The 24438-nt window shown below is 67.4% G+C and carries 21 protein-coding genes and 1 pseudogene; 9 read left to right on the top strand and 13 right to left on the bottom strand.

What is annotated here, in order from left to right:
* Nucleotides 1-183: 183 nt before the first annotated feature.
* Entirely contained in the window at nt 184-762 is a 579-nt protein-coding gene (locus Mal64_RS02725) for an isochorismatase family protein (RefSeq protein ID WP_146396681.1), read from the top strand.
* 173 nt (nt 763-935) lie between these two features.
* On the opposite strand, the gene Mal64_RS02730 is transcribed toward Mal64_RS02725, so the two are convergent.
* The 3 genes from Mal64_RS02730 to Mal64_RS02740 all read right to left on the bottom strand — a co-directional run bounded on the left by Mal64_RS02730 (nt 936) and on the right by Mal64_RS02740 (nt 3556).
* Nucleotides 936-1892: a cell division protein FtsQ/DivIB gene (locus Mal64_RS02730; RefSeq protein WP_146396684.1), complete on the bottom strand. Its 957-nt coding sequence runs from the start codon at nt 1890-1892 to the stop codon at nt 936-938.
* A gap of 149 nt (nt 1893-2041) precedes the next feature.
* Nucleotides 2042-2920, bottom strand: a complete 879-nt coding sequence (gene murB / locus Mal64_RS02735; RefSeq protein WP_146396687.1) for a UDP-N-acetylmuramate dehydrogenase — start codon at nt 2918-2920, stop codon at nt 2042-2044.
* Nucleotides 2921-3076: 156 nt separating this feature from the next.
* Nucleotides 3077-3556 (bottom strand): tRNA (cytidine(34)-2'-O)-methyltransferase, encoded by a 480-nt coding sequence (locus tag Mal64_RS02740; protein ID WP_146396691.1) that lies wholly within the window; start codon nt 3554-3556, stop codon nt 3077-3079.
* A gap of 159 nt (nt 3557-3715) precedes the next feature.
* Between Mal64_RS02740 and Mal64_RS02745 the strand changes: the two genes are divergently transcribed.
* Both Mal64_RS02745 and Mal64_RS02750 read left to right on the top strand, forming a co-directional pair.
* Nucleotides 3716-4783, top strand: coding sequence for a Gfo/Idh/MocA family protein (locus Mal64_RS02745; protein ID WP_146396694.1), 1068 nt, complete (start codon nt 3716-3718; stop codon nt 4781-4783).
* 423 nt (nt 4784-5206) lie between these two features.
* Nucleotides 5207-6001, top strand: coding sequence for a helix-turn-helix transcriptional regulator (locus Mal64_RS02750; RefSeq protein WP_197525380.1), 795 nt, complete (start codon nt 5207-5209; stop codon nt 5999-6001).
* Between the two features lie 18 nt (nt 6002-6019).
* Here the strand turns inward: Mal64_RS02750 and Mal64_RS02755 are convergent, their stop codons facing one another.
* Nucleotides 6020-7246, bottom strand: coding sequence for an amidohydrolase family protein (locus Mal64_RS02755; RefSeq protein WP_146396699.1), 1227 nt, complete (start codon nt 7244-7246; stop codon nt 6020-6022).
* Nucleotides 7247-7423: 177 nt separating this feature from the next.
* On the opposite strand from Mal64_RS02755, the gene Mal64_RS02760 reads away from it, so the two are divergent.
* The gene (locus Mal64_RS02760) at nt 7424-8041 is read left to right on the top strand and encodes an anthranilate synthase component II (RefSeq protein WP_146396702.1); all 618 of its coding nucleotides are present in this window, start codon (nt 7424-7426) and stop codon (nt 8039-8041) included.
* On the opposite strand, the gene dapA is transcribed toward Mal64_RS02760, so the two are convergent.
* From dapA to Mal64_RS02775, 3 genes are all read right to left on the bottom strand, one after another.
* Nucleotides 8038-8925, bottom strand: coding sequence for a 4-hydroxy-tetrahydrodipicolinate synthase (gene dapA, locus Mal64_RS02765; RefSeq protein ID WP_146396705.1), 888 nt, complete (start codon nt 8923-8925; stop codon nt 8038-8040). The genes Mal64_RS02760 and dapA overlap by 4 nt on opposite strands.
* A gap of 204 nt (nt 8926-9129) precedes the next feature.
* The gene (locus Mal64_RS02770) at nt 9130-9855 is read right to left on the bottom strand and encodes a pyridoxine 5'-phosphate synthase (protein ID WP_146396708.1); all 726 of its coding nucleotides are present in this window, start codon (nt 9853-9855) and stop codon (nt 9130-9132) included.
* A 70-nt stretch (nt 9856-9925) separates the two neighbouring features.
* A complete protein-coding gene (locus Mal64_RS02775) occupies nt 9926-10594 on the bottom strand; it encodes a hypothetical protein (RefSeq protein ID WP_146396711.1) in 669 nt (222 codons plus the stop codon).
* A 392-nt stretch (nt 10595-10986) separates the two neighbouring features.
* Here Mal64_RS02775 and Mal64_RS02780 point away from each other — a divergent pair, with 392 nt between their 5' ends.
* Complete coding sequence (locus Mal64_RS02780; RefSeq protein ID WP_146396714.1) at nt 10987-11322, top strand: hypothetical protein; 336 nt, start codon at nt 10987-10989, stop codon at nt 11320-11322.
* A 22-nt stretch (nt 11323-11344) separates the two neighbouring features.
* Here the strand turns inward: Mal64_RS02780 and Mal64_RS02785 are convergent, their stop codons facing one another.
* Nucleotides 11345-11839, bottom strand: a complete 495-nt coding sequence (locus tag Mal64_RS02785; RefSeq protein ID WP_146396717.1) for a DinB family protein — start codon at nt 11837-11839, stop codon at nt 11345-11347.
* Nucleotides 11840-12162: 323 nt separating this feature from the next.
* Here Mal64_RS02785 and Mal64_RS02790 point away from each other — a divergent pair, with 323 nt between their 5' ends.
* On the top strand, nt 12163-14565 hold the full coding sequence (locus Mal64_RS02790) for a PEP-CTERM sorting domain-containing protein (RefSeq protein ID WP_197525382.1): 2403 nt from the start codon (nt 12163-12165) through the stop codon (nt 14563-14565).
* Here the strand turns inward: Mal64_RS02790 and Mal64_RS02795 are convergent.
* From Mal64_RS02795 to Mal64_RS19600, 4 genes are all read right to left on the bottom strand, one after another.
* Nucleotides 14540-15931: a glycerate kinase type-2 family protein gene (locus Mal64_RS02795; RefSeq protein WP_146396723.1), complete on the bottom strand. Its 1392-nt coding sequence runs from the start codon at nt 15929-15931 to the stop codon at nt 14540-14542. The two genes, Mal64_RS02790 and Mal64_RS02795, sit on opposite strands and share 26 nt — an antisense overlap.
* A 7-nt stretch (nt 15932-15938) precedes the next feature.
* Nucleotides 15939-16184: a hypothetical protein gene (locus Mal64_RS02800; protein ID WP_146396726.1), complete on the bottom strand. Its 246-nt coding sequence runs from the start codon at nt 16182-16184 to the stop codon at nt 15939-15941.
* A gap of 20 nt (nt 16185-16204) precedes the next feature.
* Entirely contained in the window at nt 16205-16663 is a 459-nt protein-coding gene (rpiB, locus tag Mal64_RS02805; RefSeq protein ID WP_146396729.1) for a ribose 5-phosphate isomerase B, read from the bottom strand.
* Nucleotides 16664-16819: 156 nt separating this feature from the next.
* Nucleotides 16820-17974 (bottom strand): L-threonylcarbamoyladenylate synthase, encoded by a 1155-nt coding sequence (locus Mal64_RS19600; RefSeq protein WP_197525383.1) that lies wholly within the window; start codon nt 17972-17974, stop codon nt 16820-16822.
* Between the two features lie 478 nt (nt 17975-18452).
* On the opposite strand from Mal64_RS19600, the gene Mal64_RS02815 reads away from it, so the two are divergent.
* The 3 genes from Mal64_RS02815 to Mal64_RS02825 all read left to right on the top strand — a co-directional run bounded on the left by Mal64_RS02815 (nt 18453) and on the right by Mal64_RS02825 (nt 23709).
* A complete protein-coding gene (locus Mal64_RS02815; RefSeq protein ID WP_146396731.1) occupies nt 18453-19451 on the top strand; it encodes an NHL repeat-containing protein in 999 nt (332 codons plus the stop codon).
* 94 nt (nt 19452-19545) lie between these two features.
* Nucleotides 19546-22629 (top strand): VWA domain-containing protein, encoded by a 3084-nt coding sequence (locus Mal64_RS02820; protein ID WP_146396734.1) that lies wholly within the window; start codon nt 19546-19548, stop codon nt 22627-22629.
* 63 nt (nt 22630-22692) lie between these two features.
* Complete coding sequence (locus Mal64_RS02825) at nt 22693-23709, top strand: AAA family ATPase (RefSeq protein WP_146396737.1); 1017 nt, start codon at nt 22693-22695, stop codon at nt 23707-23709.
* 55 nt (nt 23710-23764) lie between these two features.
* Here Mal64_RS02825 and Mal64_RS20365 read toward each other — a convergent pair.
* Nucleotides 23765-24138, bottom strand: a pseudogene (locus tag Mal64_RS20365) (transposase); the annotation flags it as partial.
* Nucleotides 24139-24438: the final 300 nt, after the last annotated feature.

Genomic DNA, 24438 nt, shown 5'->3' on the forward strand with positions numbered 1-24438 from the left:
TCGCTCTTCTTCCAATCGCAGAGGGCTTTTTCTTTCTTCGACACTTGTGCGGCTACTTGGGTGCGGGCCTAGCGGGAGAGCTGCGGGGGAGATAGAGCGTTGCCGTCCTACGGGTTATCGTACGCGTGACGATGGCCAGCGGCCATTTTTGTCACGCCCACGCCCTCCGACCCCACGCAGCCGATGAGCGCCCCCCTGCCCCGCCACCCCGATCTGCTCGACGCCAGCCGCTCGGCCCTGTTGGTGATCGACCTGCAATCGCGGCTGCTGGCGGCGATCCCCACGGCCCAGCGGGACGTGTGGAACGCGAGCCGGCTGGTCGAAGGGGCCCGCGCGTTGGGTGTCGCCACGGCCGCCACCGAGCAGCGACCCGACAAACTCGGTCCCACGGTTCCGGAGCTTGGCGAGCGGCTGCCCGAACCGCTCGCCAAGGCGTGCTTCAGCGCCGGCGAACGGGGCGAGCTGGTCCGCGGCTGGCTCGATGAGGGACGCGACCAGGTGCTCCTGTGCGGCGCCGAGACCCATGTGTGCGTCGCCCAAACGGCGATGGACTTGCTGGCGGCGGGCCTCAGCGTGGCGATCGCCGTCGACGCCGTCGGGTCACGCTACGCGGTCGACCACCAGACGGCGCTCCGCCGACTCGAGTCGTGCGGGGCCACGCTCACCACGACCGAGGCTGCGCTATTCGAGTGGTGCGCCACCTCCGAGCACGCGGAGTTCAAAACGATCAGCGCGCTGGTCAAAGAGCCGCAGCCCGAATGAGGCGTTAGAAAGTTGACCACGGATCACACGGATGGGCACGGATACGGGATGGCCACAAAAAGGCACGAGAAGCCACAAGAAAAGAAATAGCATCCGCGCTTTTCTCGTGCTCTCTCGTGCCTTTTCGTGGCTATTGTGACTTCGTCGTATCCGTGTGATCCGTGGTTTAGCAATCACTTCAGCAGCGCGGCGTCCGAACTGTCGCCGTCGAACGGCTCGGCGGGCAGCAGCACGGTCCGCTCGCTGGCGATCAGGCCGTCGCGCACTTCGATCCGCTTGGGGCTGGTGGTGATCTTGTCGATCGGGCCGTTCTGCTGGATGTAGGCCCGCAGCCGGCTGAGCTTCTGCTCGAACGTCGACTCGCCCGCCGGCTCGTGACCCGGGGCGGCGCCCCAGAAGATCTCCATGCGGGCCGACGAACGCAGCGTGTAGAGGTAGTGCTGCGACGCGCCGCGGGTCTCGGGCCGCGGCGACGGGGTGACGTCAACCAGCCGCAACTCACGCCAAGCCGGCCCCAATCGGACGATCAGAGCCACGGCGCCACGAAGCCGCGGGTCTTCCCACGGCTCGCCCACTAACGGGGCGGCGCCGGCCGACTGGATGCGGGGCAGCAGACGCAGTTCATTGGCCGACAAGTCCCCGGCGGGCAGGCGGTAGCCCTCGGCGTCGATCGGCAGCCAACGCGATGCGGGGCCGCCTTGCGCCGCGTAAGCCACGGCGACCGGCATGCGGTACTCGAGCGACACACGCAGCCCGTGCGGCGGCGTGAGCACGACGCCCGTCACGTCGCGCACCCAGGGGTGAAACCGCAGGGCGTCGGCTACGCGCTGCTGCAAGCGGTCGGGGGCGTCGAGCGCCGAGAGCTCGCCTACGAGCCCGGCGGTGGCGAGCGCTTCGCCACGCAGGTCGGACCGGACCCAAGGCGGGGCCGCGGGCGAGAGCTCGATGTTCTCGGGCGCGATGCGGTAGGCGTCGCTCGCCGCCACGGCGGGCGCCCAACTGCGCCAAGCCGCCTGGACGACGAACCAGCCGCACGCCAACACGCCGAGCGCCAGCAGGAGCTGACCGCGTGAAGAGAGACCGGCGGCGGGGGGAGAATCGCTTTGGGCGGGCTTTTTATCACTGGCCATAACGGGCGCCTCCGTGCGACCGTGGGGGGGGCGTTGGGGCGGACTACTCCCCTTACTGCGTGCGGGGCTCGGTACCCGCCTAAGCCCCGCACGCAGTAAGGGGAGCACGCCCAACAGCGTGCGGATTACTCACGTATCTCGCGCCCTAGCTACCAGATTTCCAAAGCCCGCTCTAGCTCAACCCCCATCCGCTCGGCGACGCTATCACGCACCTTGTCGATCAGCTTCTCGATGTCGTCGCTGCTGGCGCCGTCGTGGGCGACGATGTAGTTGGCGTGCTTCGGGCTGACCTCGGCGCCGCCCACGGCTGCCCCCTTGAGGCCCGCCTGATCGATCAGCATGCCGGCGCTCATGCCGCGCGGGTTACGGAACACCTGGGCGGCGCGTTGATGCGTCATCGGCTGGGTCGACTTCTGCACGATCCACTGCTTCTGCATCCGCTTGGTCAGCGTGTCGGGGTCTTGTGGCTCGAGCTCGAACTCGGCTTCAAGGATCACCAGCTCGTCGAGGCTGCTCTCGCGGTAGGCGAACACCATGTCGTCACGCGTGCGAGTGAGCGTTTCGCCCGAACGGGTCAGCACCGTGGCCTCGCGGGCACACTGGCCGATGTCGCCGCCGCGGCCGCCCGAGTTGTTGTGCAGCGCGGCGCCCACCGTGCCGGGGATGCCGACCAGCGGGTCGAGCCCGGCCAGGCCGGACCGCACGGTGTCGTTGATCAGCTTGGCGAGCGAGGCGCCGCCCCCTGCCCGCACGCGGTTGCCTTCGATCTCGACCTTGTGGAACGCCTCGTCTTCGAGCGAAACGACCACGCCGTCGTAGCCGCTGTCGCGGACCAGCACGTTCGACCCGCCCCCTAGCAGCCGGACCGACACGCCCTCCTCACGGCAACGCGCCACAACCGCAATCAGCTCGTCGACGTTCGAGGGCCGGGCGAGCAGCTTCGCCGTCCCCCCCACACGCAACCAGGTGCGGTCGGCGAGCGGGGCGTCGGGGGTCGTGAAGTTCTCAAAACCGGTCGCCAATGCCATGACGGGCCTGCAGTCGTATCGGGGTCGGGGGGTTATCAGGAGACACGGGAGGTGTCTTCAACGACTATTCAAGGCGATTCGCGGCCTCAGGGAAAGAGCCGTTCACGCGGGCCCCGCCCCACGCCCGCTCCGGCATCCCCTCCCCAGCCGGCTTTTTCAGACGGGGCCGCCGCCGATCTGCCGCAGGGCCTCGTACCCCGCCACGGCTACGCTGTTCGACAGGTTGAGGCTTCGGACTTCGGGACGGGTGGGGATCCGCAGGCGCCGGCCCTGGGCGTTGGCGAGCAGTTCCTCGGGCAGCCCGTTCGACTCGCGGCCGAACACCAGGATGTCGCCGCGAGCGTACGAGGCGTCCAAATAGCCGCCGTCGCCGTACTTGGTGAACATCCACGCCCTCTCGAGCGGGAGACGCTCGCCGAGCGCCGCCCAGTCATCAACCACCTCCCACGCCAAATGCCGCCAGTAGTCGAGACCCGCGCGGCGCAAGTGGTGGTCATCGACCTGAAATCCCAACGGCCGCACCAGCCACAGCTTGGCGCCCACCGCCACACACGTGCGGCCGACGCTCCCCGTGTTGTAGGGGATCTCGGGCTGGTACAGCACCACGTGCAAAAGAGGTTCGTAAGGGTCCGCCACGCGACAGTTTAGGAGTTGGGAGCAGCGGCTGGTTGTCGAGCCGCTCTCGTCGAGACTGGTTGCTCAGCGGGCGCCGCTCGTCGCGACGCGTCGTTACGCGTTATAGTAACCGTCTCGGCTCACCCCCATCACCCCACGGATTTGCAAGAGAAGGCGCCCATGGCTTTAGGTTTCGGTATTGTCGGTTGCGGCATGATCAGTCGCTTTCACGCCAAGGCTCTCGGCGACACGCGTGGGGCGAAGCTGGTGGCGTGCTGCAGCAGCAACCCGAAAAGCGCCGCCAAGCTGGCCGACGAGTTCGGTGTCACCGCCCACGCGGACCTCAAGGCGTTGCTCGCCGATCCGGCGGTCGACGCCGTCTGCATCTGCACGCCCAGCGGCGCGCACATGGAGCCGGCCGTGGCGGCCGCCAAGGCGGGTAAGCACGTGCTGATCGAGAAGCCGCTCGAGGTGACGCTCAAGAAGTGCGACCGCGTGATCGCCGCCTGCGAGCAGGCCGGCGTTCAGCTCGCCACGATCTTTCCGAGCCGCTTCCACGGCGCCTCGCAAACGCTCAAGAAAGCGGTCGACGGCGGCCGCTTCGGCCGCATGACCATGGGCGACGCCTACATCAAATGGCACCGCACCCAAGAGTACTACGACTCGGGCGCGTGGCGGGGAACGTGGGCGCTCGACGGCGGCGGCGCACTGATGAATCAAGCGATCCACACCGTCGACCTGCTGCTGTGGCTCATGGGCCCGGTCGAGCAAGTTTGTGCACAAACCGCTACGCTTGCGCATGAGCGCATCGAGGTCGAGGACACCGCCGTCGCGACGCTCCGTTTCGCCAGCGGGGCCCTCGGCGTCATCCAGGCGACCACCGCCGCTTGGCCAGGATATCTAAAGCGGATCGAGCTTCACGGCGACTCCGGCAGCGCGATCCTGGAGGAGGAAAGCATCAGGGCGTGGGACTTCGCCAAGCCCCGCAAGAGCGACGCGAAGGTCCGTGAAGCGATGAACCGTGGCGACGAGCATGGCGGCGGCGCCGGCGACCCCGCGGCGATCGGTCATCACGCCCACGCCAAGCAATTCGCCGACTTTATCGCCGCTATAAGGGCGGAGCGCTCGCCCGCCATCGATGGCCATGAAGGTCGCCGCAGCGTGGAGTTGATCCTTGCGATCTACAAGTCGGCCAAGAGCGGCAAGCCGGTCAGCTTGCCGCTGAAGAGCGACCCCAAGCTCGGCTGACAAAGAGTGCGGCAAGCATCTTTCACCACGCTAGGCGCCGAGAATCACGGTCTCGCGCACCACGATCTCGCTTCCGCTTTTCCGCATCGCTATTCCGCGATCGCTCCCCCCCGCTCTGGTGGCGAGCAACCGTGATAGGCGGAAATCCCCAATTCAAGGGGGTTGTTGTGAGTTTCCGCAAGAACTAGCTTCACAAAATCGTTAGTGATTTCGTGTCTCAATAACCCCCCGCTGGTGAGTGGTTCGTACCTTGAGACAGCGAGATCATCGGCGCCCACTCTTGACTGCGCATGGAACCCTTCAAGAGGCCGGAACAATCGTTGCACGGCCCCTTGAGCGCGTCAGGTCATTCCTCGCCACTCCCCGCTGCTACGCCCACCTTGGATGAGGACGATCGCAAGAATCGCGATCGCAAACAGAATCTTGAACTGCACCAATTGTTCGGAGACACTCGCCGACGCCGGCGATGTGATCGATTTTCTCGGCGCCGCAATGCTTTGCGGGTCGACCACAACCATAAGGCTCGCTTCGTTCGCGCAGGACGCCCTCGGCTGGTTGCCAGACCGCGCGTTTCTGCATGGGCACGCCTTCAACCGCGATGAAAGTGGCCTCTGGAGTTCGAGCCAGAAGTTTCTGGTGAGCCACAGCAAAGCGGTCGAAGCGTTCCAAGCGATTAGTGGTTCTCCTGCTTACGTTGAGGCGCTGACTCCCGTCTTCGGCTGGGGTGAACGATCACTCGCGAACGGCGCCATGCAGCCGGTTGTCGCCACTGCTGTCGAGGCGGTTGGTGCCGAGAGACTCTACGCGAGTGAACTCGGACGCCTGCGACGCGAGGCAGGAATCGAAGACGTTCTCACCGCTGCGTGGAAAGTCGACGAAGGAAAGTACCTGCTGATCGGTCTGGGACGAGAGCTCGACTCGTCGCCCTATAGCGATGACGAGCGTTGCAAGCTGCGGCTCTTGGCGCGAGGCATGGCGCCGATTCTCAAAGGGGGCGCCTCCCACGCATCGAAGGGGGTTTCGCTCAGCAAGGCGTACAACCTCACCAAGGCCGAGGCCGAGGTTCTTGAGCACGCGTTGCGGGGACTCACCGAGAAGCAGATCGCCGAGCAACTCGATCGCAGTCACCACACGATCCACAGCCACTTGAAGCGGATCTACAAGCGATTCGGCGTCACGAGCCGCGCCGAGTTGCTCGCCTTGGCGTTAGAGGGCTAAGCCTACCGCCACCTAGCCTCAAGACGCATCGGACCCGTAAACGAGTTCGCCTCGGGCGTAGGTGCGACGCAGCCAACGATCGTCCCAAGCGAACAGCAGCATCGCCAACGGGTCAACGCGGCCGCCGAGCCAATCGATGTCGGGCTCGACGAGCAACAAGTCGGCCGGCGCTCCGGGTTTCAAAAAGCCGGCGTCGGACCAGCCGAGGGTCTCGCTCGTCCCGGCGGTGATCTGCCGCCACGCCTCGGCGGCCGAGGGGTAGCCCTCGCCGAGCGCCGAAGCGGTCTCGACCATCGCACGCGCGACACGAACCATCGAACGCTCGTAGCCGGCGCCGATGTCGCTGCCGAGAACCATCGGGCACTCGGCGCCGAGCAACGCGCGGCGATCCATCGCCCCCGATCGCAAGAAAGAATTCGCCGTGGGGCAATGGGCGATGATCGAGCCGCGATCCTTGAGCAACCGCCGGTCCTCGTCGCTGAGGTGGATGCCGTGGCCCATCACCGACCGCGGCGTGAGCAGCCCGGCCTGGTCGTAAACTTGCGTGTAGCTCGCCTCGCCGAAGAGCCGCTCCACGAACTGGCACTCGGCGACGGTCTCCGCCAGGTGGGTCTGCACGGTGGCGTTGCGCTCGGCGGCAAGGCCGCCCGCCTGGGCGAGCAGTTCCGGGGTGCAGGTGATTGCGAAACGCGGCGTTACAGCCGCGGCCAAGCGGCCGCCGGGCGGAAAGAGATCCAGCAGCCGCGCCGTGCCTGCGATCGATTCCTCGGCGTCGCGGCAGAGGAACCCGGGAGCTTCGCGGTCCATCAGCACCTGACCGATCACGCCGCGCAATCCGCGTTCGGCGGCCGTCTCCAAAGCGGCGAGGGCGCCCTCGTGGTGCACCGTGGCGTAGGCGCATACGGCCGTCGTGCCGTGTGCAAAGAGTTGATCGACGACGCGTTGCGTCATCGAACGGGCGAAGTCGGGGTCCTCCCAGCGGCGTTCGGCGGGGAACGTGGCGCCTTCGAGCCACTCGAGCAGCGGCAAGCCGTGCGCGCCCATCGTGTCGAACTGCGGCAAATGGAGGTGGGCGTCGACGAGCCCGGGTGAGACCAGCGCGTGCGGTCCCCCGGCGTCGGCCGAAGCGGGGACCTCTCCTACCACGACCTCGGCGATCGTATCTCCCTCCACCCGCACGTAACCCGGCGCGATCCGCGCCGCGCACGGGTCGTCGTTCAGCAGCAATTGTCCGGCGAGGATCATAATGCGATGGGGTAAAGGCTACTCGGAGCAAATAGCGATGGCCGACGAGCTGCGCTCGCCGGGGGCAGCGGGTGGGAGTATCTTAGCGTTTCGCAGCGCTGTGCGGCGAGCTTAGCTCGCCGACTACTGGCCACTTGTTGGGCGTTCGCCCTCTGACCTCTCGCCCCTCCCCTCTCTTTGATCCTGCTCGTCGACAACTACGACAGCTTCGTCCACAACCTCGCTCGCTACCTGCGGCGGCTGGGGGAGGAGACGCTGGTCGTGCGCAACGACGCGGTCGACGCAGAGGGCGTCGCCAAGCTCGCCCCGCACGCCGTGGTGCTCTCGCCGGGGCCCGGAGGACCGCTCGAGGCGGGCCGCTGCGTCGAGCTCGTGCGGGCTCTCAGCGGCGCCACGCCGCTGCTGGGCGTTTGCTTGGGGCATCAGGCGATCGCCCAAGCGCTCGGCGCCCGGGTCGAGAGGTCGCCGCGCCCGTGGCATGGGCGAACCTCGCTCGTTGAGCACGACGGCCAGGGCCTGTTCGCCGGGCTGCCGAGCCCGCTCACGGCATGCCGCTACCACTCGCTCAGCGTGGCAGGCGAGTCGCTTCCGACGGAGCTGATCGCCACGGCGTGGAGCGACGACGGCGTGCTGATGGCGATGCGTCACGCCACGGCGCCGACCTACGGCGTGCAGTTCCACCCCGAGGCGGTGCTCACCGATCACGGCCTGGAGTTGCTGCGCAACTTTGTCGGCCTTGCCCAACGTTTTCACGGCGAGCCGGCTACATCCGCCGGAGTCTCGGCCACCGCCTAGAGCAAGCCGTACGCTGTCAGGCTGCCACGGAGCTTCTCGACGAGCGGCTCTTCGAGCGGCGTCATCGGCAGGAGCATCTCGCCGTTGTCGCGGCCCAAGAGCTTCATCGCGGCCTTAACGGGGATCGGGTTCGTGGCGAGCCCAAGCATGTCGCGGCAGAGCGCGAACAGCTTGAAGTGCTGCTCCCGAGCGGCGGCGAAGTCGCCCGCCGCGGCGGCGGCGACCATCGCCTTCACGTCGCCCGGCACGAGGTTGGCCACCACCGAGATCGAGCCCGACGCGCCGACCGCCATCATCGGCAGCGTGAGACTGTCGTCGCCGCTGAGCACCGTGAGGTTGGTCTCGGCCAAGATGCGCGAGCACTGGTCGAGCGAGCCGGTCGCCTCTTTGACGACGGCGATGTTCTCCAGCTCCGCGAGGCGGACGATCGTCTCAGGCTCGATGTTCTTGGCCGTGCGGCCCGGGATGTTGTAGACGCACTGGGGCAGCCCGCACTCCTCGGCCAAGCGCTTGTAGTGCTGGTAGAAGCCCTCTTGGGTCGGCTTGTTGTAGTACGGCGCCACCTGCAAGGCGGCGTCGGCGCCGGCCCGCTCGGCGAACTTGGTGAGCCGCACCGCCTCGGCCGTGCTGTTCGAGCCCGTGCCGGGCATCACCTTCGTGCGGCCGGACGTCTTCTCCACCACGAACGCGATCACACGCTCGTGCTCGTCGTGAGAGAGCGTGGGCGACTCGCCGGTCGTGCCGACCGGGCAGAGGCAGTCAACGCCCGCGGCGATCTGGAATTCAACCTGCTCGGCGAAGCGGTCGTAGTCGACCTCGCCATTCACAAACGGCGTGGTGAGCGCGACCGAGACGCCGGCGAATTCAGAGCCTTTTCTGTCCATGAGAGGGGCTGTGTGTAGGTGTAGGGTGGTTTTGGTGTGAAGTCCCGCATAATAGCGCGGCGAACCGCTAGGGGCAACGCCCTCGCAAGGGACGGCAGCCGACGACCTACGGGCGTCGGACAGCCCCACGGTGACTCTTCCGACGCCCGTAGGCCGTCGGCTGTCGCCTGTCGCTTCGGCTGCGTGCTGCGGCGTGCGACGCGTTCAGCGGCAAGCTGTGTCGATCAGCCGTTTCATGTCGCTCACCGCCCGCTCCATGCCGACCATCACCGCGCGAGCGATGATGCTATGGCCGATGTTCAGGTCGACCATGCCGGGGAACGCCGCCACGGGGCCGACGTTCTGGTAATTGAGCCCGTGGCCGGCGTGCAGCGTGAGGCCCAGCTTCTGGGCCAGCTCGCCCGCCTCGGCCAATCGGGCGAGCGCCTCGCCCGGGTCGCCGGCGGCGAAGGCGTGGGCGTACGGACCGGTGTGCAGCTCGACGGCATCGGCGCCGATGTCGGCCGTCGCCTCGACCTGCGTGGGGACGGCGTCGATGAACAGGCTCACGACGATCCCGGCCTCTTGCAGTCGGCGGGTCGCCTCGGCCACTTTGTCGCGTCCCCCCACCACGTCGAGGCCCCCCTCGGTCGTGACCTCTTCGCGACGCTCGGGAACGAGGGTGGCCTGCTGCGGCTTGGCGTCGCAGCCGATGGCGACCACATCCGGCGCACAAGCCAGCTCGAGGTTCACCGGCACGGCGGCCGTTTGCATCAGCACCGCGAGATCGCGGTCCTGGATGTGCCGGCGGTCCTCCCGCAGGTGGATCGTGATCCCGTCGGCCCCGCCCAGTACGGCGAGCGCGGAAGCCCAAACCGGGTCGGGCTCTTCGGCCCGGCGGGCCTGGCGTACGGTGGCCACGTGGTCGATGTTGACGCCGAGTTTCGCCAAGAGATTTTCCTCAGTTTGCGTGCGACAGCTGGCCGAGCCCCACCGATTGGGCGCCGGCAAGCCGACGATCTTACCCCCCGGCGGCCGCGGCTTCGAGCGTGGGCGCCGGGAACAGCCGGCGACGCTCGAAGAGGCCATCGCCGTCGGCGTCGGACTCCAAGACCCACACGCCCCGATCGTGGTTCAGGCTCAGTCGGCTGCGACCGCCCCCCGGACCGGGTGGGGTGAGCAGCGGCTCGCCGAGCGCCCCGACCGCGGCGGCCAGCCCCTGGCCGTCCCCCTGAGCAGCCCCCGCGCGAGGACCCACGGCCTGTCGGTCCGACAAGTAATCGGCGATGGCAAAGAGGGCGGCGCCGACTACGGTGACCACGACCAAGGGCCGCCACGCGGTGTACGGATCGCCCTGATCACCCGCGGGCCGCTGGCCGTCGGTCTCGTCGTCGGTGTTGAATGCCGCCGCCTCGCTGTGCGCTAGTTCCTCGGCTCGAGCCAGATCCTGCTGGGCGACACGCAGTACGAAGGAACACGACCAGCTCCCCGACGCTGCGTCGAACGCCTCACGCGGCAGCACGTCGGATTCGATCCCCTCGGCTTGCAGCACGCTGGCCAGGTAGCCGGCCTCGGCGAGGGTGGCGGCGCCCGCCACCACCCGGCCCTTGGCCAGCCGCCCATCCGCCGTACTCGCTGGGCTAATCTCGTCCGCTCGCAGCGGTCCCCCGCACTCGGTGCAGCGCATCATCTCTTGTTACTCCACAGGGGGCGGCTTGCCTCGGCTTGGGGGCGAAGGGTGGGCGGAAGCGTCTTGGGTAGAAATCACTCCCCTAAAAACCGCAAGCTCTCGGCCACAAATGGGTCGATTCTTGAAGAGAATTATGCGTACCAGGCGGCTCGCAGACCAGCTTAACGGCTCGGCTGCGGCCCAAGCGGCGGAACCGGTTTAATCGGCCCCTCAGGCTGTCGCGGATCCCCTCAAGCGATGGCTAGGAGCCAAGACGGCGCCCCCCGCTGAGCTAGGATACTGCGTGCAAGCGTCTTTTTCCGGGAAAACTTCGCTCAGCACGTGCCGACACCGCGGCGGACGCGGCGGCTACCGCCTCGCCCCCGCGCCCACCAAGCCACCGTAAAGCACCTATGACTTGCCAACAGCTGGCCCAACGGATCGAGCAGCTCCAACCCGAGGCGACGCCACAAGACGTCGCACGCCTCTGCCTGTTGCTAACCAACTCGCAAGACAGCCTCGAGCAACTGGCCGATGACCGCCATCTGCAGGAGGCGTGGAAGCGCACCGGCCTGAAGCTGCAGTTCGCCACCGACCAGCACGCCGCCATGACGGGCGAGCTCGAAGACCTCGCCAAGTCGGACCCGAAGACGTTCAGCCAAGACCAAGTCTGGGTGCTGATCCGCGCCATCAAGGTGCAGAGCCAGATCTTGCAGCTGTACGTCGGCCACCCGTTGCTCGACGTTTAGCCGGGCGCCCGGGTCGGTTCTTTTAGATCGCAGTCGGCTTGCCCAACACTCGGCGCACGGGCACGAACTGGCCGGCGTGCATCATCGGGTGGTTCGCCAACAGCAAGCACATCGCGCCGATGGTCGGCACAATCCTGCGAAAATTCTCGTCCGGCGTCTCTTCGTCGAATCGCTCGGGGCTAAGGCCCGCCACCATGTCAGAAGACGCTTTGCGCATCTGCGTGAAGAGGTCCACGTATTCCTGCTTCGTGCAGAAATGCGACGGGTCGTCGTCGCCGCATGTTTCTCGGCTGTACTGATCGGCAAAGCCCTCGGGAAGCTCCGGCGCCGCGCCGGGCTGGATCGTGTCGATCATGTGCTTTTCGGCGGTGATCAGGTGCCCCAGCTGCCAAGCCAAGTGATTGCACCCCGGCGCCGGGCGCCGCATGAGGTCGGCGTCGTCAAGGTCGCCGAGGTACGCGTTGAGCACCATGTTGCTGAGTCCGGCGGCTGTCTGAATCGCTTCGTTGACGTTCATCCGAAAATCGTCCTGGGTGGGGGTGAAGGCGTGCGAAGCTGAAGATTAAGAACAACCGTTCAACATATCAACCCCGCCTCCAACCCCGACGATATGAGCGGATAATCGGCGTCGCTCCGGCCCTAGGTCAGCGTGCAGAACGAGGCTCTCCGGGCGGATTATCCATCCCGAGGAGTGCGTTCAAAGGTTAGAATAACGGGGCTTCTCCCGATTCACGCTGGATCAGCGGTCCGCTGCTCCGCGTTTTGACTGGCGTCTCGATTCTCTCCTCATCCCTTTTCGACACCGCATTGGAATCGCCGATGTGCCGCTCTGGTTCTGCTGTGCTCTTCGCAGCCACGATCGCTTGCAGCGTTCTTTGCTTCGGCCTGCTCAAGGCTAACGCCCAGACGCCGTTTTTCCCGGGCGCCGAAGGCTTCGGCGGCACGTTTCTCGGCTCGGCCCCTGCGGGAGGCTGGTTCGCGAACGCCGAAGTTTACCACGTGACGAACCTCAACGAGGACGGGCCGGGGTCGTTCCGCAACGCGTTCGACGAGGACACCGCGAACAAGATTATCGTGTTCGACGTCGGCGGCGTGATCCGCCTCGACGGATCGGGCGTCGATAACATCGACATCAAGAACCTCAAGAACTACTACATCGCCGGCCAAACGGCCCCAAGCCCGGTGACTATTTACGGCGACATGACGCAGATCACGCACAGCCCGAACAAGGTGAACGAGAACATCATCCTCCGCTACATGACGTTCCGCAAAGGGGTGAGCGACAACGACGACACGATCACCTTCGCCGGCGGAAACGACAACGGCGTCGCCACCAACATGATCCTGGACCACGTCACGAGCACGTGGGCCGAGGACGAGAACACGTCGGTGGCCAATTACAACACGAACATCACCGTGCAGAACTCGCTGATCGCCGACGCGCTCGACGGCGGCAGCGACCACGCCTACGGCTCGCTGATCCGGCCGCGGACCGACTCGCAGGTGTCGTTCCACCACAACCTGTACGCGAACAACAAGAGCCGCCAGCCGCGGCTGGGCAACTACAACGACTCGCTGCTCACGGCCGACCTGCGGAACAACGTGGTCTACAACTTCAGCGACCGGGCGGCCTACGCCGGCGGCTCGAGCGGCAGCGTGCCGGAGAGCGTCGACCTGAACTTCGTCGGAAACTACACCGTGGCGGGCCCGACGACGCCTTCGAGCAACGCCCCGCGTACCGTGCAGATCGACAACAACGCCGTGGTCGAGGCCTACCAGGCGGGCAACTACGTCGATTCGGACAAGGTGCGAGGCATCGACGGCAAGCCGAACGGCGCCGACACGGGCTGGAGCCAGTTCTACGTGATCCCCAGCAAAACGGGGCAACTCACCCAACGCTCCACGCCGTTCGCCACGCCCAACGTCACGACCATGAACGCGCCGGACGCTTACGACTACGTCGTGAGCCACGCCGGCAACTGGTGGTGGGACCGCGAGGCGATCGACGCGCGGATCGTCGGCAACGTCACGGGCGCCACCAACCCGCCCGACGGCGTGTCGCCGCTGACGCCCAACGCGGCCGAGCTGGCAGCCCTGCTGGCGACGCCGATGACCACGCACGCCGCCGGCTACGACACCGACGGCGACGGCATGTCGACCGTTTGGGAGCTAGCCCACGGCCTCGACCCCACGAACCCCAACGACTGGAACGGCGACTTCGACAACGACGGCTACATCGACCTCGTCGAGTTCATCAACGAGAAGGGCGAGTTCCCGGCGCCCGCGCCGATTGTCTTCCAAGGCGGCGGCTTCCCAGGCAGCGGTAACGTCCGCTACGCGGAGTTTGGCAACTGGCGCACCGATGATAGCGCGGCGACCGGCGGCACGGGCGGCACGGCGTGGCAGCCTTCGCGGTTCGACGAGGTGCGTATCCCATCCGGTTCTAGGGCTGCTATCGATGCAGCCGGACAACACGCCGGCAACCTCACACTCCAGCACGCCTTCCTGGACGTGGATGATGGTTGGCTTGCCGTTGAGGGCGAATTGGCTTTCAACGGAAACAGTGGCGTGATGATTAACGGAGGCCAGCTGCTCGCAAATCGCATTTCAAGCATCGGCACACGAGCCTTGGCCCTGAGGGGCGGTACGTTGCGAGCTAACGAGATCGCTTTTGGCGTCACCAATAGCGGATCGACCCTAGCTCCGGGGCTCAGCCTCTTCGGCGGCATCGGCACAACCACCATTGACGGCTACCTGGAACTCGAGAGCGGGGCCATCGAAGTCGAAATCGCCGACGCGGAGACCTCCGATACCCTGGTGATCGATGGCCTGGTGACGCTCGGCGGCGCCTTGGACGTGCTGTTCCTCGACCTCTACGACCCGGGCGCCGGCAGCTGGGACATCATGACCGCCACCGAGGGCTTCAGCGGGGCGTTCGACACGCTGCCATCGGGCTTCGCCACGGGCATCGTCGGCTCGACGCTCACACTCTACTACAACACCGCCGTGCCGCTCGCCGGCGACTACAACGGCAACGGCGTGGTCGACGCCGCCGACTTCACGGTCTGGCGAGACGGCTTCGAGAACGGCGAGTACACGATGGCCCACTACGACACGTGGGTCGCGAACTTCGGCATGACCGCCGAACCGCCGGTCGATACGCAGAGCGTGCCGGAGCCCGCGGCTTTGGCGATGCTGGGGCTGCTTGCCTTGGGCCTCACGATCCGCCGCGGTCGACCGTGACTACGCGCAGGTCACAGACGTTCGTGCCCGTGGGCCCGGTGAGCAGCAGGCCGTCGGCCGCTTCGAAGAAGCGGTAGGCGTCGTTCCTGCGGAGCGCGTCTTCGAGGTCGAGGCCCGCGGACTCGGCGCGGGCAGCGACCGCCGTGTCGATGACCGCGCCGGCGGCGTCGGTGGGGCCGTCCTCGCCGTCGGTGCCGCCCGACAGCAGGCAGACGCCCGCCAGGTCGCCCCGGTCGCGGCGACGCATTTCCTGCAATGCGGCGAGCGTGAGCTGTTGGTTGCGGCCCCCCAGGCCGCGGATCGCGGCGTCGGCGAGCGTAACGGTCGGCTCGCCGCCGGTGATCAGGCAGTCGGGCGCCACGGAGGTGGGGGGCTCGTCGCGCATCCGCAGGGCCTCTTCGGCGAGGCCGCGGCCGATCTCCTCGGCGGGGCCCTCCGACGCGCGGCTGGAGGTCATCGCATGGTTGTAGCCCAATCGCTCGGCCTCGATGCCGGCGGCGTCGACCGCGGTGGCGTTGTTGCCAATCACCACGGTGCGCGTTTCGTGGCGGGGGGGGATCGGCCTCGCGTCGGCGTGATTGCGTAGGTGAGCGACGATCGGCGCCGCCGCCGGGTCTCTTTCGACCCCCAACTCGGCGAGCACCCTTAGGGCGTCGTCACGGGTCTGCGGGTTGGGAACGGTGGGGCCGCTGGCGATCATGTCCAAGGGATCGCCCAGCACGTCGCTCAGCACGAGCGACACCATGCGGCCCGCGCGGCAGGCGCGCAGCAGGCCGCCCCCTTTCACCTGGCTGATCTGCTTGCGGACGGTGTTGAGCTGCTCGATCGTGGCGCCGGCGCCGGAGAGCAACCGTGTGACCGCCGCCTTCTGGTCGAGCGTCACCCCATCCGCCGGCGCGCAGAGCAGCGCCGAACCGCCCCCCGAGAGCAGGACAAGACAGAGGTCGTCGGCCGTCGCCGAGCCGAGGAGCTTGAGGATCCTCTGCGTGGCGGCCACTCCCTCGGGGCGGGGCTCGTTGACGCCCGCCGGTCGGCCCGCGACGAGCTCGATCGCCCGCGTCGGCCCGAGGCAGTCGGCCGGAACGCTCACCAAACCCGCGAGCCGCTTGTCGGTGAGCACGGCTTCGCCGAGGGCGGCCTCGAGGCCGCGGGCCATGCCGGCCCCCGCTTTACCGGCGCCCACCACGAAGAGACGCCGCACCGTGTGGAGGTCGACCTCGACGAGGTCGGCGCCGCCGTTGTCCACGAGCAGCCAGTTGCCGTCGACCCGCACGCTGGCGGGCAGCAGGGTCTCGGGCCGCACCGCCTCGACCCCGGCGCGCCAGATGCGCTCGGCGTCGTCACGCAGGTTTCGAGAACGGGACATTTTCGTCTCAGTGACCGGTGGGGGGCCCATGCCGCGGCGGCTCGTGCCTCGTCGGCCCGTGTCGCGATGGCTTAGGCGGGAAGAGGCGATAAATGTCGATCACCAACAGCGTCAGCCCGATGGCGATGACGGCCAGCCCCCAACCGCCGACTGTCGTGCGGATTCTGCCGCCCGGCATCGAGTTGACGTAGGCGCCCGTCGCCATCAGCAGGGCGCCGGAGAACACGACCAAGCTGCAAGCGATGGATCGCACGGCGGGTGCTCCTTGCGGTGTCAGTTCTTGCGGCCGAGATAGTCGCGTTCGAGCTGGGTGATCTTCTCGACGCGGCGGGCGTGGCGGGCGCCCTCGAACTCCGTGTTGACCCAGACCTCGACCATCCGCTCGACCACGCGCGGGCTGAGCAAGTCGGCCGACAGGCAGAGGACGTTCAGGTTGTTGTGGCGGCGGCTGATCTCGGCCGTCACCTCGTCGGTGCACGGCGCGGCGCGGACGCCGCAGAATTTGTTGGCGGCCACCGCCATGCCGATCCCCGTGCCGCAGATCAGGATGCCGCGATCGACCTCGCCCTTGCTGACCTTGCCGGCGACGATGGCGGCGAAGTCGGGGTAGTCGACGCTCTCGGAGCCGCACGAGCCCTCGTCGATCGCCTCGTGCCCGAGCGACTCGAGCACGTTGATCACTTTGTTGCGTAGATCGAGACCCCGGTGGTCGCTGGCGACGGCGATGCGCATGACGTTTTTGTTCTCTTGCTATCTGCGGCCCGACCGACGCGAGTGCGTAGGTTGGGCCTTGTGGTTCGATCCGTCCGCCCGCGAAGCTGATTCTCAGCCCCGCGGTGATAGGCGCCACGGCCGTGTGGCGTCGCGACTAACAGTCCGGGCCCGCTCTCAATCCGGGCCTTCTGTGGCATCCGTGCGGATCTCTTTCAGGATGGCGTCGAGGTGGTGGTCGATCCCCTGCTCGAGCTGCTCCGCGCACTGCCGGTAAACCTCGATCGATCCGCCGATCGGGTCGGGCACGTCGCGGCCGCCCGGCATCATCATTTTGACGCGTGGGGCGGCCTCGGGCCAGTGCCCCAGGATCGCGTCGCGGTGGGCGCGGGTCATCGTGAGCAGCAGATCGGCCTGCCGGATAAGGTGGTCGCTGAGCATCTGCGAGGAATGTGCCGCGAGTGAGATGCCGCGTTCCTCGAGCAGGGCCAGGGTCTCGGCCGCCGCCCGCCCGCCGTTGCTGGCCGACAGGCCGGCCGACGCCACGAGCAGGCCGCGCGATTCGAGTTCGTCGTCCGTTACCTTGAGCCGCTCGGCGAGTTTGCGTCGCATGAGCCCCTCGGCCATCGGGCTGCGGCAGGTGTTGCCCGTGCAAACCATCACCACCAAGTAACTGGACAAGCGTTCGATGGTTGGTTTCCCCACGACTCCCTCCCGGAGCATCTCGAAACGGTCGGGCCACACGCGAACGACCGACGAGGCCTGTCCGTAGCGGGCCGGTCCGTCGTCCAGCACCAGGCCGAGGCTATCGCCCAAGGCGTCGACGCAGCCCTTCGCGTCGGTCGCCTCGGGGTCGCCGCTGGCGTTCGCGCTGGTCAGCACCAGCGGTCCGGCGTGCATGCGCAACACGTCTTGCAGCACCCGGTTGGCGGGCGCCCGGAAGCCGACCGTTCCGTTCGGGCAAACGTGCTGACGGATGCCGTCGCAGAGCTTGCCGGTGAGGCCCCCCTCGTGGTCGCTGCCGACCACCAGAGTTACCGGCCCCGGCCAGCAGCGCCGGGCAAGCCGGCGGGCGAGCGGGCCCCACTGCGGGGCGTAGTCCTCGGCGTCGTCGGCGCCTTTGACGGCCAACGCAAACGGGGCCGAAGCCGCCCTGCCCTTCGCCTCGGCGAGCCGGGCGACGGCGTCGGGTCGGTCGGCGCTAGCCGCGATGCCGTAAACGGTCTCGGTCGGGACACCGACCAGTTGGCCTTCTGCCAACGCCTGCACGGTGCGATGCACAACGTCGCGTAGGTCGTCCGCTTGGGCGACGTTGATAACGCGTGGCGGCATAATGGGGGTGGTTCGGGAGCAAACGGAACGAAATGCGTGCGTCCATCGCACGGACGGTTCTGCCCCACAGGCGTCGGTCGCCGTGATCGGGACAGCCCTGAACTATAACGGCCGCTTGTCGAGTCGGTCAACCAGTTGCGAGCGGTCTCCGCATGACCTAAGCCCAATGCGGCAAGCCCTTTAGGTCGAGCGGCGAGTCTCGCTGAATCAATTCTACCTGCCGCCCTCTGATGCGACTTGAACGTCTCGGTCGTCAATAGCGATCGCGTCGCTCGAGGAGGCCCAAGACGCACAGACAGGATCTCACACGACAAGGCGTTAGCGCCGCGGGCCATGAAGCCCCAGAGGCGCCCATATCTCCACAGAAACGATCACTAGGCTAAATGAACGCCGCGGTGTTGTTGCTTCACGAGGCTCGGTCCGCCAGAATCTAGAGTCGAGGCGCGTCCTTTTCTTACGCTACGGAACATCCCCACGCATGAACGCTAGCGAGTCGCTTAGCAACGACGGCGCCGAGTCTCCTCGGGGGGCCGTGTCGCGTCGTCGTTTCTTGCAGGGGGCGGCCGCCTGTGGGCTGCTTGCCCCGTTGGCTAGCGCGACGGGCTGCGAGCCGGCGGGACCCGGGTTCGGTCGGCTCGACAAGGTGTGGGGCCGCCACGGCGTGGTCGGCGGTCGCATGCACAAGGCGCGGGCCATGGCGATCGACGCCGACCAGCGCCTTTACTTGGTCGACTTCACCGCTCGCATCTTGGTTTACGACCTCGACGGCAACTACCTGCACGGCTGGAGCACGCCCGTGTGCGACAACGGCCGACCGACCGGCCTGACGTACGACCCGGCGTCGAACCGCCTGCTGGTGGCCGACACGCACTACTACCGCATCCTGGAGTACGAGCTCGACGGCTCGCTGGTCTCGGCGGCGACCACCGGGGGCACGAACGGCGTGGCGCCGGGTGAGTTTGGGTTCGTCACCGACGCGGTGCGCGACTCTCAGGGTTGTCTCTACGTCTGCGAGTACGGCGACAACGACCGCGTGCAGAAGTTTTCGCCCGATGGCGAGTTCCTCGCCCAGTGGGGCTCGCACGGCACGGGCCCCGACCAATTCAAGCGGCCGCAGAACCTGCTCGTCGACAGCGACGACCGCTTGTGGGTCTGCGACGCCTGCAACCACCGCATCAAAGTGTTCGACCCGGACGGCAAACTTGTGGCGATGTGGGGAGAAGAGGGCTCGGCGCCGGGGCAAATGTATTACCCTTACGACATCGTGATGGACCCGGCGGGCGACCTCTACATCGTCGAGTACGGGAACCACCGCGTGCAGAAGTTTACACAAGGGGGCGAGTCGCTCGGCGTGTGGGGCGGACAGGGCCGCGACGAGGGGCAGCTGTGGGACCCCTGGGCCTTGGCGCTCGACTCGCACAACCGGCTGCACGTGTTGGACACCCACAACAACCGGGTGCAGCGAGTGGTTGTTTGATTGTGAATCGATAGGAGCGAAGCGACGCGCGTAATTCCTCTCCCCCGCTGGGGGAGGGAGTAACATCCCCTAGACCCCAACACCTTCCCGCCGCTTGTTCACCCACTCGCTAGCCTTCGACAGCCCCTGGTACTTGGCGCTCCTCGCCTTGCTGCCGATCATCTGGGTGCTCAGCCGCCGCTCGCTCGCCGGGCTGGGGCGGTTGCGGCGGCTCGTAGCGATCGCGTTCCGCTCGCTGGTTTTCACGGCGATCGTGCTCGCACTGGCCGACGCCCAGCTGCGCAAGCAAAGCGACCGACTCACGGTCATCTACCTGCTCGACCAGTCGCAGAGCATCCCCGAGGCGCAACGCGAGGCGATGACCTCGTTCGTCAACGCCTCGGTCCGCGAGCACCGCCGCAACGACCTGGACGACCGCGCGGGGGTGATCGTCTTCGGCCGCGAGCCGGAGGTCGAGCTGCCGCCCGTCGACTTTTTCTACGAGCTGCCGCGGATCGAGAGCCTGGTCGACCGCCAGCACACGAACCTCGAGCAGGCGCTCGGGCGGGCGATGAGCCTGTTCCCTCCCGACGCGGCTAAGCGGATCGTCATCGTCACCGACGGCAACGAGAACAGCGGCGACGCCCTGCGCCAGGCCCGGGCGATGGCCGCCGCGGGGGTGAGCATCGACGTGCTGCCCGTGCCGCTGGGCCAGCGCAGCGAGGTGGCCGTCGACAAGCTCACCCTGCCGGCCGACGTACGCCGCGACCAGCCGTTCGAGCTCCGCGCGGTCGTCGAGCTCGAGGCCACGCCCGGCGCCACCGAGACCGGCCGGCTCCGCGTGGTGCGCAAGAGCGGCGACCGCGAGACCGTGCTCTCCGAGAGCCCCGTCACGCTCGAGCCCGGCAAGAACGTCTTCTCGATCCGCGAGTCGATCCAGGAGGCCGACTTCTACACGTACGAGGCCCGCTTCGTGCCGGACGACCCGGCGACCGACGCCTCGACCCAGAACAACCTGGCCACGGCGTTCACCCACGTCCGCGGCAAGGGCCACGTGCTGCTGATCGAGGACTGGGAGCACCCCGGCGAGTTCGACACGATGGTCGACGCCCTGCGGGCCGAGGGGCTCGAGGTCACCACGATGCGCAGCGACCGCCTGTTCGGCTCGCTCGCCGAGCTGCAACGCTACGACACCGTGGTGCTGGCCAACACGCCGCGCAGCAGCGGCTTCGGCGGCGGCTCGGGCACGGTCACCACCGACTCGATCAGCGCCTTCAGCGACGACCAGATCGGCATGCTGGTGCGCAACACCGAGGAGCTCGGTTGCGGGCTGGTGATGATCGGCGGCGACCGCAGCTTCGGCGCCGGCGGCTGGGACGACACCAAGATCGAAGAGGCGATGCCGCTCGACTTCGAGATCAAGGCCGCCAAGGTCACCCCCGTCGGCGCGCTCGGCATGATCATGCACGCCAGCGAGATCGCCCGCGGCAATTACTGGCAAAAGCGCATCGCCATCGAGGCGGTCGACGCCCTGGGCGAACGCGACTACGCCGGCCTGTTGCAGTGGAACGGCTCGGACCAGTGGCTGTGGGGCCAGTCGCAGGGGGGCATGATTACGGTCGGCGCCAACCGCAACCAGATGAAGGCCCGCATCGACCGGCTCACCGTGGGCGACATGCCGCAGTTCGACCCCGCGATGAAACTCGCCGCCGCCTCGTTCGCCGGGCTCACCAACCCCGTGCCGGCGATCAAGCACATGATCATCATCTCCGACGGCGACCCCTCGCCGCCCTCGGCCGCGGTGATGAAGTCGTTCATCGACCAGAAGGTCAAGATCACCACGGTGGCCGTGGGGGCCCACGGCCCGCCGGGCCACGCCACGATGCAGAAGATCGCCACCTCCACGGGCGGCAAGTACTACGTGGTGCGCAACGCGAACGCCCTGCCCCGCATCTACCAGCGCGAGGCGCGGCGTGTGTCGCGTCCGCTGGTGCGCGAGCTCAAGCCCCCCGTCGCCCCGCGGCTGATCACAAGGCACGAGATCCTCGGCGGCCTGGAGAGCGACTTCCCGCCGCTCGCCGGGTACGTGCAGACCACGGTGAAAGACAGCTCGCTCGTGGAGGTGGTGCTCCGCTCGCCCATCCCGGCCGACGGCGACAGCTCGACCATCCTGGCCACCTGGAACTACGGCCTCGGCAAGACCGCCGCCTTCACCTCCGACGCCGGCGCCCGCTGGGCCGACCAATGGACCGGCTGGAGCGAGTACAACCGCTTCTACAGCCAGCTGATCCGCTGGTCGATGCGCCCCACCGGCGACACCGGCAACTTCACCGTGGCGACCGACATAAAAGACGGCAAGGCGCGCGTGGTGATCGACGCCCTCGACAAGAACGACCAGTTCCTCGAACTCCCCACGATCGGCGGCGCCGCCGTGGCGCCGGGGCTCGACTCGCTGCCGATCGTCTTCCGGCAGATCGCCCCGGGCCGCTACGTCGGCGAGTTCGAGGCCGAGGACCCCGGCAGCTACATGGTCGTGATCAATCCCGGCTCGCAGCAGCCGATGATCCGCACGGGGCTCAACGTCGGCTACTCCGACGAGTTCCGCGACCGCGAGACGAACCGCTCGCTGCTCAGCTCGATCGCCTCGCTGAGCGCCGAGGGGGGCGAGGCGGGCAAGATGATCGACGAGGAGGCTGGCGTCGCCTTCACCGGCGCCGACTCGGCCGAGCCGCTCTCGGCGGTCGACCCGTACCGCCGCGACCTGCCGCCGGCCGTCTCGACGCAGCCGATCTGGCCGCTGCTGATCTTGCTGGGCAGCTGCGTCTTCTTGGCCGACGTGTTCGTCCGCCGCGTGCAGGTGAACCTCGACTGGGTCCCCCCGCTGTGGGCCCGCCTCCGCGGCCGCACGGAAGTGATAGAGCCAGAGACGATGTCCCGCCTCCGCAGCCGCAAGCAACAAATCAGCGACGAGCTCGGCGACCGCCGCGCCCAAACGCGCTTCGAGGTCGACGAAGACGCCCCGGCCGCCGGCGCCTCGCCGCTGGCCGACCTGGAGCGTCCCGCGGGCGAGAGACGCCCCACGCCAACCACCGACAAGGAATCGCTCGCCTCGGAAGAGAAAGCCCAAGAAGAGGGCTACACCTCACGCCTGCTCAAAGCCAAACGCGACGCGCTGAAGAAGAAAGACGACAACCAATAAAGCCGACCGCCCCCCAGCCCCTAGTTCCTAGCCCCTAGTTCCTAACCCTAACCCCACCCCGCAATGTCCATCGCCACGAGCATCGAAGAGCGCGCCGCCCGGTTCGCCGAGCGTTACAAGGCCGTCTACAAAGAGATCAGCAACGTGATGGTCGGCCACTCCGACATCCTGCACGGCGTGCTCACGAGCATGTTCTGCGGCGGCCATTGCCTGCTCGAAGGCGCGCCGGGGCTCGGCAAGACGCTGCTGGTCCGCACGCTGAGCGAGGTGCTCGACCTCGACTTCTCGCGCATCCAGTTCACGCCCGACCTAATGCCGGCCGACATCTTGGGCACCAACCTCATCGTCGAAGACCCCGACGGCCGCCGGCAGTTCGAGTTCCAGAAGGGGCCGATCTTCACGCAGATCTTGCTCGCCGACGAGATCAACCGCGCCACGCCCAAGACCCAGTCGGCCATGCTCGAGACGATGCAGGAGAAGCACGTCACCGCGGCCGGCACCACGTACAAGATGAAGCCGCCGTTCTTCGTCATGGCGACCCAGAACCCGATCGAGCAGGAGGGCACCTACCCGCTGCCCGAGGCGCAGCTCGACCGCTTCTTCTTCAAGCTCGAGGTAGAGTACTCCGGCCGTGAGGACCTCAACACGATCCTCGACCGCACGACCCGCGGTGAGATCGTCACGCCCAGCAAGGTGATGGACGGCGAGGAGATCCTCGAGCACCAGCGGCTCATCCGCGAGGTGGTCCTGGCGCCGCACGTCCGCGACTACATCGCCCGGCTGATCCTCGCCACCCACCCCGGCGGCCCGCTCGCCGCCCCGGCGGCGAACGACAGCCTGGCGTGGGGCGCCAGCCCCCGCGGCGCCCAGACCGTGGCGCTCGCCGCCAAGGTCCGCGCCCTGTTGGCCGGCCGCTACAACGTGAGCTTCGACGACATCCGCCGCGTCTACCTACCGGCGATGCGCCACCGCGTGATTCTTAATTTCGAGGCCGAAGCCGAGAGCGTCCGCCCCGACACCGTGCTAACCGAGATCCTCCGCCACGTGCCGGAGAAGGGCGACGGCGTCGAGGCGGCGTGAGCCACACCGTAGGTCAAGCTGTGCCCACAAGTGTTCGGCACAACGGATGCGTTGACTAGGGAGGCGGCATGCCGAACGCTTGGAGCAGGTCCTCGTCGTCCGCCCAACCGCTGAGGCGAAGGCAGACCATCTCGTACTGCCGTTTGGTGACCGAGCGGCCGCAGGCAAGCGCCAGCAACAACGACGCCAGCACCGCGCAGTAGAGCTGGATCTGGCCCCCCTCGGTCTTGGTGCTCAGCAGCTTCTGGCAGCCGAGGTGTGCTTCAGGAAGCGGAAGAATAGCCCGATCGTCCAGCGTTGTTCGTAGAGCGCCACGACCTGCTCCGCCGGCAAGTTGAGCATCGTGGTGGCGAGCACCAACTCGTCGCGCCCGGTCTGGTCGGTCCGCGGGCGCCCTTGACGCGCCGAGCTCGGCCGGCCCGCCGGCGGTCAGCTTGCGGACCCCCTTGGCGCCGGAGGCGGCGACCAGGGCCCGGGCCGAGTCGAGCGTCGGGTTGAACAGGCCGATGAGGATCAGCGAGGCGTACTGGGCGTAGGTCAGCCGTCGGTTGCCCGCCTTGTCACGCTCGGCCGAGTTGTCGGCGATCCGCCCCAGCAACGGGAACACCTCCCGCAAAAGGTGGCTCCCCTGCGCATTGAGATCTTTCGCCTTGCTTCCTTTCTTCGCCGCCATGGCCGAAGATATACACCATGACCCCCACGGCGCAAAAAGCGTGCCGAACACTTGTG

It is taken from the genome of Pseudobythopirellula maris (assembly GCF_007859945.1).
Taxonomy (GTDB): Bacteria; Planctomycetota; Planctomycetia; order Pirellulales; family Lacipirellulaceae; genus Pseudobythopirellula; species Pseudobythopirellula maris.